11 protein-coding genes and 1 pseudogene are annotated in these 11,713 nt (G+C 65.2%); 4 read left to right on the plus strand and 8 right to left on the minus strand.

Going from position 1 to position 11,713, the window contains the following annotated elements; genetic code table 11:
• The first annotated feature begins 109 nt into the window (after positions 1-109).
• Positions 110-910, plus strand: coding sequence for a DUF4136 domain-containing protein (locus ABDW49_RS19005; RefSeq protein WP_343613951.1), 801 nt, complete (start codon positions 110-112; stop codon positions 908-910).
• Between the two features lie 41 nt (positions 911-951).
• Positions 952-2,100 (plus strand): M14-type cytosolic carboxypeptidase, encoded by a 1,149-nt coding sequence (locus ABDW49_RS19010; RefSeq protein WP_343613954.1) that lies wholly within the window; start codon positions 952-954, stop codon positions 2,098-2,100.
• A gap of 304 nt (positions 2,101-2,404) precedes the next feature.
• On the opposite strand, the gene ABDW49_RS19015 is transcribed toward ABDW49_RS19010, so the two are convergent.
• The 5 genes from ABDW49_RS19015 to ABDW49_RS19035 all read right to left on the minus strand — a co-directional run bounded on the left by ABDW49_RS19015 (position 2,405) and on the right by ABDW49_RS19035 (position 5,502).
• On the minus strand, positions 2,405-2,671 hold the full coding sequence (locus ABDW49_RS19015) for a hypothetical protein (protein ID WP_343613956.1): 267 nt from the start codon (positions 2,669-2,671) through the stop codon (positions 2,405-2,407).
• Between the two features lie 109 nt (positions 2,672-2,780).
• Positions 2,781-3,695 carry a hypothetical protein gene (locus tag ABDW49_RS19020; protein WP_343613958.1) on the minus strand — a complete coding sequence of 305 codons (915 nt, stop codon included), beginning with the start codon at positions 3,693-3,695 and terminating at the stop codon, positions 2,781-2,783.
• Between the two features lie 80 nt (positions 3,696-3,775).
• Positions 3,776-4,240 (minus strand): cytidine deaminase, encoded by a 465-nt coding sequence (locus ABDW49_RS19025; RefSeq protein WP_343613959.1) that lies wholly within the window; start codon positions 4,238-4,240, stop codon positions 3,776-3,778.
• Positions 4,241-4,242: 2 nt separating this feature from the next.
• Positions 4,243-5,004: a glycoside hydrolase family 25 protein gene (locus tag ABDW49_RS19030; RefSeq protein ID WP_343613961.1), complete on the minus strand. Its 762-nt coding sequence runs from the start codon at positions 5,002-5,004 to the stop codon at positions 4,243-4,245.
• 3 nt (positions 5,005-5,007) lie between these two features.
• Complete coding sequence (locus tag ABDW49_RS19035) at positions 5,008-5,502, minus strand: UPF0262 family protein (protein ID WP_343613963.1); 495 nt, start codon at positions 5,500-5,502, stop codon at positions 5,008-5,010.
• A gap of 160 nt (positions 5,503-5,662) precedes the next feature.
• Here ABDW49_RS19035 and ABDW49_RS19040 point away from each other — a divergent pair, with 160 nt between their 5' ends.
• Positions 5,663-7,207 (plus strand): replicative DNA helicase, encoded by a 1,545-nt coding sequence (locus tag ABDW49_RS19040; protein WP_343613964.1) that lies wholly within the window; start codon positions 5,663-5,665, stop codon positions 7,205-7,207.
• Positions 7,208-7,302: 95 nt separating this feature from the next.
• Positions 7,303-7,647, plus strand: a complete 345-nt coding sequence (gene rpoZ, locus ABDW49_RS19045; protein ID WP_068085599.1) for a DNA-directed RNA polymerase subunit omega — start codon at positions 7,303-7,305, stop codon at positions 7,645-7,647.
• Between the two features lie 233 nt (positions 7,648-7,880).
• Here the strand turns inward: rpoZ and ABDW49_RS19050 are convergent, their stop codons facing one another.
• The 3 genes and pseudogenes from ABDW49_RS19050 to ABDW49_RS19060 all read right to left on the minus strand — a co-directional run bounded on the left by ABDW49_RS19050 (position 7,881) and on the right by ABDW49_RS19060 (position 11,700).
• Positions 7,881-8,333, minus strand: a complete 453-nt coding sequence (locus ABDW49_RS19050) for a hypothetical protein (protein ID WP_343613971.1) — start codon at positions 8,331-8,333, stop codon at positions 7,881-7,883.
• Positions 8,334-8,502: 169 nt separating this feature from the next.
• Positions 8,503-10,463, minus strand: a pseudogene (gene ftsH, locus ABDW49_RS19055) (ATP-dependent zinc metalloprotease FtsH).
• Between the two features lie 250 nt (positions 10,464-10,713).
• Entirely contained in the window at positions 10,714-11,700 is a 987-nt protein-coding gene (locus tag ABDW49_RS19060) for a CsgG/HfaB family protein (protein ID WP_343613973.1), read from the minus strand.
• Positions 11,701-11,713 lie beyond the last annotated feature (13 nt).

Here is an 11,713-nt window from a genome sequence, read left to right on the forward strand (position 1 = left end):
GCATGTTCTGCATCCACGCCGGTTCATTCTGCAGAAAGCCCCGGCGGCCTAGCGCTGGAAGCGCGCCTGAGCCATGCTCCACATGCCCTCGCGCCCCACGGAGTTTCCCATGCCCTTGTCCAACCGAACCCCTTCCCGCCTGATGCTCGGCATTGGCGGCGCGCTGCTGCTGTTTTCGGCTGGATCGGCCAGTGCCCAGCCCGGCTGGGGCGGTTATGGCGGCGGCTGGGGTGGCTATGGCGGTGGTTTCGGCGGTTACGGCGGCGGCTTCGGGCGCAGCTATGCCTCCGCCTCTCCCCGCGACGATCGCGAGGGCAAGCTCGACGCCGAGGGCTTCCCAGCCCCCGATGCCGGGGACCTGCTGGGCAACGGCCATGTGACGGTCGCCTCCATGGCAGGCTCGATGGGCGAGGGCCGCGAGGAAGCCACCTTCGAGGCCGCCGTCATCGATCAGCTCGCCAAATCGGGCTATGACACGGTGACGCGCGATCCCAATGGCGGCCAGATCACCGAGATCGGCATCATCCATGACGAACTCGTCCCCGCCGAGCAGAAGCACAGCCCCATCTCGGGCGAAGTGGCGGCGGGCGTCTCCAATTACGGCTCGGCCTTTGGCGTGGCGCTCAATTACGATGCTAGCAAGCCGCGCGGCGCGCTGATCGAGACGCGGCTGGACCTGCGCATCCGCGACCGCGCCACCGGCAAGCCCCTGTTCGAGGGCCGTGCCCGCATCGCCACCCGCGAAGGCGATTCGCGCTGGACCGATGAAAAGATCGCCAACCGCCTGGCCGCCGCGATCTTCGCCAAATTCCCGCAAGTGCCGCATCGCGCCCCTTCAGCTCCGGCACCCGCGCCTGTGGCAGATCCCTCGCCCGCGCCTTCGGCACCATCCACCCTCGCGGTGGGATGACCCCCTTCACAGCCGGTCGGGCGCGATCTATCGAGAGTGCCATGACCCAGCCCATTCAGATCGACTCCCATTTCGACTCCGGCAACATCGAGCTGCTCGGTCGTGATGGTGACACGCTCACCCTCGCCATCCGCCACGATGAGGACAGCGAGTTCTTCCAATGGTTTCACTTCCGCGCCAGCGGCATCGCCGGGCGCACCGTCACCCTGCGCATCCGCGGGCTGGAAACCAGCGCCTATCCCGGCGGCTGGCCGCATTACCGCGCCTGCGTCTCGACCGACCGCCGCCTGTGGACCCGCGCCGACACCAGCTATGACGCCACCGAAGACGGCGGCACACTGACCATCACCTACAAGAGCGACAGCAACATCGCCTGGTTTGCCTATTTCACCCCCTATTCGATGGAGCGGCACCACGATCTGATCGCCGAAATGGCCAGCCAGCCGGGCGTGAGCTATCGCTGCCTGGGCAGCAGCCTCGACGGCCAGCCGATCGACTGCCTCGAACTGGGCGAGGGCCCGCTCGAAGTCTGGCTCTATGCCCGCCAGCACCCCGGCGAGAGCATGGCCGAATGGTGGATGGAAGGCGCGCTCGAAGCGCTGGTCGATCCCGCCAATCCGCATGGCCGCCTGCTGCGCCAGCGCTGCCGCTTCCATATCGTGCCCAACGCCAACCCCGACGGCTCGGTGCGCGGCCATCTGCGCACCAATGCGGTGGGCGTGAACCTCAACCGCGAATGGCACGAGCCCTCGGCCGAACGCAGCCCCGAGGTTCTGGCGATCCGCAACGCCATGGACGAGACCGGCGTGGATTTCGCCATGGATGTCCATGGCGACGAGGCCATCGCCGCCGTCTTTATGGCGGGCTTCGACGGCATCCCCGCGCTCAAGCCGGGGCAGCAGGCGGGCTATGACCGCTATATCGAGCTGCTCGACCGCCGCACGCCCGATTTCCAGACGCGGCTGGGCTATCCCAAGGCGCCTGCGGGCAAGGCCAACCTCACCATGTCCACCAACCAGCTCGCGCAGCGCTATGGCGCGGTGTCGATGACGCTGGAAATGCCCTTCAAGGAGCATGACCCCCTGCCCGATATGCTGCAGGGCTGGAGCGCGGAACGCTCGATGCGGCTGGGCGAGGAATGCATCGCCGCTCTGGCCGAGTGGGTGCATAACGTTCCGGCTTCGGCCTGACAGGGGTTTTAAGAAGGACGTGAAGATGCGAGGGCCATCGCCCTCGCGCTCCCGTTAATGTCTGCGTTGCGCCAAGGGTTCGACCTTGCGCCCAGTTTGCCGCGCCGCAGGCAGGGAATTTGATGCCTGCGGCGCCTTAGGCTGCGCAGGTGGAGAGTTCCGGCACAAGGATCGGGCGCCGCTGCCCTCTCGCCGGAAGACGTTATGGGAGCGCGAGGGGGTAACCCCCTCGCACTTTATTCCCTTAACAATCTTGCGAAAAACCGGAAAGGTTCAGGCGACGCGCGAACGCCGCCTGAACCCCTCAGGCGTAGGTTGTCACGGTCCCACCGAGTGCGGCGGCTGCCGGGCTGGCGGCAACAGCGCTGGCCACCGATGTGGTGGTTGCGGCGGTGCTGCTGGCCAGTTCGGCGAGCTGGGCTTCGGCGATGGGCTTCCCGTCCTGCGACAGGTTGATGGCAGTGGCACCTTGCTGGCGAACCGCCACCAGATCCACCCGCACCGCGGCGACCGAGGAGGATTGATAATTGACCGGTCCGTCAGCAGTGACGGCATTGACGGCGTAGCTCATGCAAGACTCCTTTCGCAGGAGGTCAGAACGGCGCAAAAACGGCGGAATTAAGCCGTTTCAGACCTAGGCAGGAAGCGTAACCAAGCCTGGATGGCCAGGGCAGGTAACTCTACGGAGCATCCTTGTGCGTGGCCTTCGTCACAATTTCATTCATGCGGGTTGCGGCGGTCACCGCGGCGGGGCCGTGATAGAGCCCCTTGAGATAGGCCCGGTCATAGGATGTCAGCTCGGTGATCTGTGGGGATCCGTCGAAAAGCCCCAGAATCGTGGGCTCGGCCCCCGCCACCGCGGGCGTGCCCCGGATGTCGGCCAGTGAGCGCAGCGCGGCATAATCGGCGAGCTGGCGCAGGGTCTTGCCCATGGTGGCGGCGCTTTCGATCCCGACAAGCACGGTGACGATATCCTGCCGGGTGGGCGGATTGATGATCGAGGCATCGTCGACGATCATCATCGGCCTGTCGCCCAGATCGCCCATCTTGCCCGGATGCATATAGCGGCCATCGCGGCTGCGTATTTCGGTGACGGTCACCACATAGGCCGGGCCGGGGCCCTGTGCCGCCTGATCGAGAGCCTTGTCCTCAAGGCCAAGGCTGCTCGCCGTGTGGCCTTCCTTGGCCAGCCGCTGGAGTTCGGCCTGCACATGGTCCGCCAGCACGACGACGATGTTGGGGCGGCAGCCGGGCTTGCCGACCTCCACCCCGGCGTCGCGGGCATCCTGCATCATGCGCTCGGCCATGATCCGGTCATAGGGGGCATAGACCCCGCCGACCTCGAAACAGACCTTGCCGTCGAAGCGGGCCAATTGCCGGTCATGCGGCCGGGATATGGCGCTGGTCATCCGCTTGATGATGGCCTTGCGCTGGGGGTTGCCGGTGACGACGATGCTGTCGGGGGCCGTGGCGGACTGGCGCTTGCCGTCAGGCCGCGCATCGGACGCCTGAGTGTCCACGGCAGGCTGAGCGCCCGCAACTGTCGCGGCCAGCAAGCCCATGCCCCCGACCATGCCCGCAAGAAAACGCCCCATAGGCCCACCCCATATGCTTGCCTGCCAAGGGATTGAGCGTGAATCGCGGCATGGTCAAGCTACCCGATCGGGGTGCGGAATCACCCCAGATTGGCAGGCCCGAAGGCATGGGGCAGCAGGGCTGACAGGCGCATCTCCACCACGCTGTCAGCGCCAAGGCTCCACACCACCGGGTCGGTGCCGCCAAGCTGGGCGATCTCGTTGAGCACCTGGCGGCAGCGGCCGCAGGGCGTGACAGGGGCCGCGCCGGGGCTGGCCGCGCCATCTTCGCCCGGCGCGCCGCCGATCACCGCTACGGCCATCAGACCGCCGCGCACGCCATCGGCCATGGCTTTGGACACCGCCACCGTCTCGGCGCAGAGCGCGAGGCCATAGGAGGCATTCTCGACATTGGCGCCAGTGACGACGCTGCCGTCGGCAAAGGCCAGCGCCGCGCCGACATGAAACTTCGAATAGGGCGCATAGGCCTTGGCCGAGGCATCGCGCGCGGCGGCGATCAGCGTCGCCTGATCGACCGTGAGGGGAACATGCTTCATCTTCGTCATTCCTATTGCTGAACCACCACCCAGCGCAGGGGTGCGTCACCGGCATTGTTGGCCAGTGCGTGATTGGCCGTCCAGATCGCCCAGGGGCGCCCCACATCGGGGGCAAAACGGTCACCCTCGACCCACAGATTGCGGTCGAGCCCGCGCGCGACATGATAGCGCGCCTCGAAGGCCGAGCCGATCTTGAGGATCGCGGGCTTGCCGGTGTGAGTCTCGATCTGGTTGATGAAGGTCATCAGTTCGCTGACCACTGCGGCATCGCTGACCTTGACCGGGCAATTGTCGGCCACATCGTCCAGCGCCACGGCGGGGGGCAGCATTTTCGCATCGCGCGGCACCACGGTGACGAAATTGGCGGCCTGCTTGTCGGCGGGCTGGCAGGGGTCATAGCGGTGCACCGCCCCCACCTGCAGCCCGGCGGCGCGGGCACCATCCAGATTATGCACCACATTGGGGTCGCGGGCAAAGGCGCTGGCCGAGGCATCGACATAGGCGAAATCGGCACCGATGGCCTTCACCGCCGTCCAGTCGATGTCGCCGTCGCCCTGGCCGATCTCGACGCCCTGCACGCCATAGGTGGTGCGTGGCGGCATCCAGTGGCGCATCGTCCACCAGCTCCACGCGCCGCCCACCATGGCGATCAGCGCCAGCGCGCCCGCCCAGCGCCACAGCATGCGGGCACTGAACCAGCGCCCCACCCATCCTTTATGGGCGTTTTTTCCGCCGGGCTTGCGCTGGCGGGCTCTGGTGACGGTGCGGGCCATCGCTCAGCTCCGCAGATGCAACACGCAGACCAGCGTGAAGAGCCGCCGCGCCGTGGCGAAATCGGTCTCCACCTTGCCCTCCAGCCGCTCGATCAACAGGCCGGCGGCTTCGTTGTGGGTGGCGCGGCGGGCCATGTCGATGGTCTCGATCTCCTCGGCGGAGACGCGGCGCACGGCCTGGTAATAGCTTTCGCAAATGGCGAAATAATCGCGGATCGGGCGGCGCAGGCGCCCCAGCGCCAGAATGAAGGTTTCGAGCAATTGCCCGCCCTCATCCGACAGCTCCAGCGACAGGCGCCCGTCATCCACCGCCATGCGCAGGCGATAGGGGCCCTGATGCCCGGCATCCCAGGCGCGCAACGGCTTGAAGCTGTTCTCCTCGATCAGGTCGAAGATCGCGACGCGCCGTTCCTGCTCGATATCGGCGTTGCGCTTGAGGATGCTCGTCTCGTCGAGCTCGATATGGCTGATGCGCGGCTGGCCGGTGGGCTGGTCCATATATCAGCCTGTCGCAAATGCGCTGCCCCCCCGCAAGAGGCAAACGCTGCGCAATCGGAGCGATCCGCCCTGTGGGCCACGATTGCATCCCCGATATCCACAGGGGCAGGGTCTTACGCCCTTATGGACAGCAGCCATCAAGGCGCGCATGAGCCGGTGAATGCCCTCTCCAGACCTTCTTTTCCCCTTTGCCGCCAATCCTGAGTCGCAAGGCGATTCGGCAGCCCCCGGCCGCGCCATGCCCGCCAACCTCGAGGCCGAGGCGGCCTTCCTGGGCGCGGTGCTGATCGACAACCGCGTGGTCGAGGAACTCTCCACGCCTTTGGCCGCGACCCATTTCTTCGAGCCGGTGCATCAGCGCCTCTATGAGCGCATGCTGCAACTGATCGACCGCAAGGCGGTGGTGACGCCGGTCACGCTGCGCCCCTATTTCGAGACCGATGAGGCGTTGAAGGCGCTGGGCGGCACCGCCTATCTGGCGCGCCTGACCGCCGACGGGCAGGGCCTTGTCGCGCCGCGCGTGCTGGCCGAGCAGATCTATGAGCTGGCCATGCTGCGCGAGCTGGTGCGCGTGGGCCGCGAGCTGGTCGACAATGCCATCGACACCTCGCAGGAGATCGAGCCGCTGGCCCAGATCGAACGCGCCGAAGCCGCGCTCTATCAGGTGGCCGAGGGCGCAGGATCGGTGAATGAGGCGCAGAGCTTTTCGCAGGCGACGCGCACCGCGATCTTCTCGATTGAAAAGGCGTTCAATTCGGGTGGCCATGTCTCGGGCAAGACCACCGGCATGAGCAGCGTGAACGCCAAGATCGGCGGCCTTCACGATTCCGACCTTATCATTCTCGCGGGCCGTCCCGGCATGGGCAAGACCTCGCTGGTGACCAACATCGCCTTCAACACGGCGGATCGTTACCAGAACGATATGGCGATCGGCGTCGCGCCCGAGAAATCGGTGGGCGCACCGGTGGCGTTTTTCTCGCTGGAAATGAGCGCCGACCAGCTCGCCACCCGTGTGCTGGCCGAGCAATCGGGCATTTCCTCCGAAAGCCTGCGCACCGGCAAGATCAGCCGCGAGGATTTCCAGCAGCTCTCCTTCGCCAGCCAGCGTCTGGCGCAATTGCCGCTGTTTATCGATGACACCCCCGGCCTGACGATTGCCGCCCTGCGCGCACGCGCCCGCCGTTTGAAGCGGCGCCATGACATCGGCCTTGTCATCGTCGACTATCTTCAGCTTCTGTCCGGCACGGGCAAGGCGGGCGACAACCGCGTGAACGAAATCTCCGAGATCAGCCGTGGTTTGAAGCAGCTTGCGAAAGAGCTGCATGTGCCGGTGATCGCGCTCTCGCAGCTCAGCCGTGCGGTCGAGCAGCGCGAGGACAAGCGCCCCCTGCTGTCGGACCTTCGCGAATCGGGCTCGATCGAGCAGGACGCCGATATGGTGTGGTTCGTCTTCCGCGAGGATTACTACCACAAGGCCCGCGAGCCCAAGGAGCCCACCCCCACCGATCCGCCCGCCGTGCACGAACAGCATATGCAATGGGCGCAGGAAATGGAGCGCCTGAACGGCCTGGCCGAGCTGATCGTGGCCAAACAGCGCCACGGCTCGACCGGCAAGGTACGCCTGCGCTTCGAGGCGCGGATCACCAAATTCAGCGATCTGGCGCCCGAGGATATGGCCGGTTACGGGCCGGATGACGATGAGTAAGGGCTGGGCCCAAGCGAATCCTTGACTTTTGGCGCTTCGCTGCCTAGCTGCCCTATTCCCGAGAGATTCTCGCAGCCCTTTTAACGGAGTGCTCTATGGCACGCGTCACCGTCGAAGATTGCGTCGACAAGATTCCCAACCGTTTCGATCTCGTGCTGCTGGCCGCCCAGCGCGCCCGCGAAATCTCGGGCGGCGCCGAGCTGACCCTCGAGCGCGACCGCGACAAGAACCCCGTCGTCGCCCTGCGCGAAATCGCCGAAGAGAACGTCACCCCCAAGGTGCTCAAGGAAGCCCTCGTCACCTCGCTGCAGCGCGTGCTGCCCGATGACGACGATGAGGTCGATGACATCGGCTCGCTGTCGCAGCAAGCCGAAGCCCTGCGCATCACCGCTGCCGCACCGGTGCGCAACACCTCGCTGGGTGGCGATTACGACGGCTGATTTTTGGCCGATTGTGGTTGTACAAGACCCCGCCGGGCTTTGGCCTTGGCGGGGTTTTTGTTTGGTTTCCTGGCAGGTTTAGAAAAGGGAAGATGCGAGGGCCATCGCCCTCGCGCTCCCGTTAATGTCTGCGTTGCGCCCTGACTAAGCGTTCCGCACGCGCTCGTGGCGTCGCAGACTTTTAAATCGTCCGCCCAGTTTGTGATCCGTGAATTGACTTGTCTGCGGCGCCTTCATTCCCCCACGGGATGAGGAAAGCCGTCCGGCAATCCCTCTAGGCAATGCCTTCCATCCGTGTGGCATTCGAGCGCCATGTCCATCTGATCCCGAAGCTTATCGAGATCACTGCATAACACGCCCATTTCAGCCTCAAGATAGATGCCTGGCATCGGGTTCATCTTTCGGGAAGCCTTTAGAAGCTCGCCAAGTCGTGCCTGCGTGACGCTGTTGCCGTTCCAATAGACCTGGCCATTACGCCCCAAGGCCACCCTGTTCCTCAATGTTTCGAGTGGAACAACTTTGGCAGGGTCGCGCCAGTAATCCCTGGGCGGTGAGCAAGCCCGCCGCTCATCGTGATCGCATGCCCCCAAAAGCATGACTAAACTCAAGCAGCCATATGTTTTCATCAAAGCAGCATGGCAGCACAGCGAAAGGCTCGCCATACATTCTTCGGGAGTCTCATCCACGAAGAGGTGGCCCACAACGGATCGGGCGCCCCTGCCCTATCGCCGGAAGACGTCATGGGAGCGCGAGGGGGTAACCCCCTCGCATTTCCTTTCTAATCCCCTGAAACGCGAACAAAAGAAAACGCCCCGAGAAACCTCCCGGAGCGCCTTCCCTCGCTGTCCTTGAAAATCAGCTCGCCGAGATCGCCGGCGTCGGGGTCAGCCCGCCGATGCCGAAGCGCTTGCCTGCCTTGGGCACGCTCACGCCGCGCACGGGGATCGGCTTGGCCGGGCCGGTGGGCGTTTCGGGACGGTCCAGCTTGCCGGTTTCGATCAGCTCCTTCAGCTCGTCGCCGGTCAGCGTTTCGTATTCCAGCAGGGCCTGCGCCATCAGGTGGAGCTTGTCCTCCTGCGACTTCAGAATATCCATCGCGCGGGCATAGCCATTGTCGACCAGAGCGCGCACTTCGCTGTCGATCAGCTTGCTGGTTTCGTCCGACATCAGCAGGCGCTGCGAGCCGCCCATGCCGAGGTAGCCTTCCTGCTGGTCTTCGTACTGCAGCGGCCCCAGCTTGTCGCTCATGCCCCATTTGGTGACCATGTTGCGGGCCAGACCGGTGGCATACTGGATGTCGCCCGAGGCGCCCGAGGACACTTTGTCGTAACCGAAGATGATCTCCTCGGCGACGCGGCCGCCCATCGAGACCGACAAATTGGCGTGCATCTTGTCGCGATGGTACGAGTAACTGTCGCGCTCCGGCAGGCGCATCACCATGCCCAGCGCACGGCCGCGCGGGATGATCGTCACCTTGTGGACCGGATCGGATGCCGGCTCGTTCAGCGACACCAGCGCATGGCCGGCTTCGTGATACGCGGTCGACTCTTTCTTCTCTTCCTCGGTCATGACCATGGAGCGGCGCTCGGCACCCATCATGATCTTGTCCTTGGCTTTCTCGAACTCCTCCATCGCGACCACGCGCTTGTTGCGGCGGGCGGCGAACAGCGCCGCCTCGTTGACCAGGTTGGCCAGGTCGGCACCGGAGAAGCCCGGCGTACCGCGCGCGATGACGCGCGGCGTCGACGTCGGCGGCCAGCGGCACGCTTGCGCATGTGCACCTTCAGGATCTGCTCGCGGCCACGCACGTCCGGCAGGCCGACCACGACCTGACGGTCGAAACGGCCCGGACGCAGCAGCGCAGGGTCCAGCACGTCCGGACGGTTGGTGGCGGCGATGACGATGATGCCTTCGTTGCCCTCGAAGCCGTCCATCTCGACCAGCATCTGGTTCAGCGTCTGCTCGCGCTCGTCGTTACCGCCGCCCAGGCCGGCGCCACGCTGGCGGCCGACGGCGTCGATTTCATCGATGAAGATGATGCAGGGCGCGTGCTTCTTGGCCTGCTCGAACATGTCGCGCACGCGGCTGGCACCCACGCCGACGAACATTTCGACGAAGTCCGAACCGGAGATGGTGAAGAACGGCACCTTCGCTTCGCCGGCGATGGCCTTGGCCAGCAGCGTCTTACCGGTACCCGGCGGGCCGACCATCAGCACGCCTTTCGGGATCTTGCCGCCCAGCTTGGGGAAACGGCTCGGCTCGCGCAGGTATTCCACCAGTTCGCTCACCTCTTCTTTCGCTTCGTCGCAACCGGCGACATCGGCGAAGGTGGTCTTGATCTGGTCTTCCGTCAGCATGCGGGCCTTGCTCTTGCCGAAGCACATCGCGCCCTTGCCGCCGCCGCCCTTCTGCACCTGACGCAGCGCGAAGAAGGCCACGCCCAGGATCAGCAGGAAGGGCAGGGCCTGCGCCATGATGTAGAGCAGCAGATTGTGCTCATCATCGGGCGCCTTGCCCGCATACTTCACATTGTGCTGCTGAAGCAGGGGCTGCAGCGACACGTCATTGGGCACGGGCACGGTGGTGAAGCTGTCGCCATTCTTGAAATGGCCGGAAATCCGCTGCTCGCCCACGGCGGCGTCGGCGACGAGGTCGTCGGCCACCTTGGCGCGGAATTCGGAATATTGGAGCTGAGTCGCGCCAACGTCGCCGCGCGATCCGAAAAGGGAGACGGCGAAGACCAGCGCCAGGAAAATACCTCCCCAGACCAACAGGTTCTTCATCCAGGGGTTACCATTGGGCTGCTCTTCATTCATCGCGCGGTCCTTTCCAGAAGCCCAATGTAGGAGCCCGGCGCTGAATGACAAGCTAACACGCGCAGCGGATTTGCACAGGATTGCAGAAGAGCTGCGGGCGGGAATGCTTAACGCACCCCGCCCGCATGTTTTTTATAGCACGGCACCGGCCCGCTCCCCCGGCCCGGCTACCCATCGTGGTATGCTGTGGGTGGCCGGGCCGGGGGAGCGGGCCGGTGCCGCCTTCGCCGTCAGACGAAGGCGGCACAGATTACTGCCCCGAGGGCGTCGGCCCGATCTTGGTGTTCAGCACCCAACCGACATTGTCGTTCTCGTCGGCCACTTCCCACCACAGGCCCTGCTTGTTGCCGGTGGGATAGAGGATCGCGCCGGGCGCTAGGCTGCGCACGGTCAGGCCGTTGGCGGCGGGCGTCTTGTGCATCACCACCGGGGCCAGCGCCTGGAAGGTCTTGGCGGGGGTGGCTTCGGCGGTGCCCGTCGCGCCCTGCTGGATGCCGCCCAACTGGTTCACCAGCTTGGCATAGGCATCGAGGAAGGACATGGTCACGATGCGACCGATGTCGGTGTTGTCATAGCCGCCGCCGACCAGACCCACCGCGCCGCTGCCGAAGAAGCCGCCGCCGCCAGCACCAAAGCTGACGCTGTTCTTGACGGCATAGCCCTCGGTGGTGGCGATGGTTTCGGTGGTGCGCACATTGGTGACCGAGAGGACGGTGTTGGCCTCCATCTTGCGGGTGCGGATGTTGCCCAGCACCGCGCCGAAGCCGCCGCCGACCAGACCGCCAAGCCCGCCGCCCACGCGCGAGCCCGAGGCATTGCCGTTGGCGGCCTGCACCTCGGCCTGAAGCACATAGTCGGCGGCCTTGATCTGCCCCTGGCCGACGTTGGAACCGCGCTGATGGCCCAGATCGCCCGCGATGTCGCGCTCACGCTGGGCGGCCTGCAGGCCCGAGCCGCGGTCGACCAGGTTGAAGCAACCCGAACGCTGCACGATTACTTTCAGCAGCTTCTGCGGCGGGGCCAGATTGTACTGGGTCCAGCCGCGCGCATCGTCGCCATCGACGATCGAGATGGTGCCCAGCTTGCGCGTGCAATGCGGCACATCGTCGAGCGCCTGACGCTGGGCCTTTTCCGCCTTGGTCGGCGCGGCCTGAGCCAGCGCCACATCGGGCGCCATCAGCGCGAGCGTTGAAACAGCGGCCGAAAAGGCCGTCACCGCGTTCAGGATCTTGTGCATGAAACCCCCGTTG

Source organism: Novosphingobium sp. (genome assembly GCF_039595395.1).
Taxonomy (GTDB): domain Bacteria; phylum Pseudomonadota; class Alphaproteobacteria; order Sphingomonadales; family Sphingomonadaceae; genus Novosphingobium.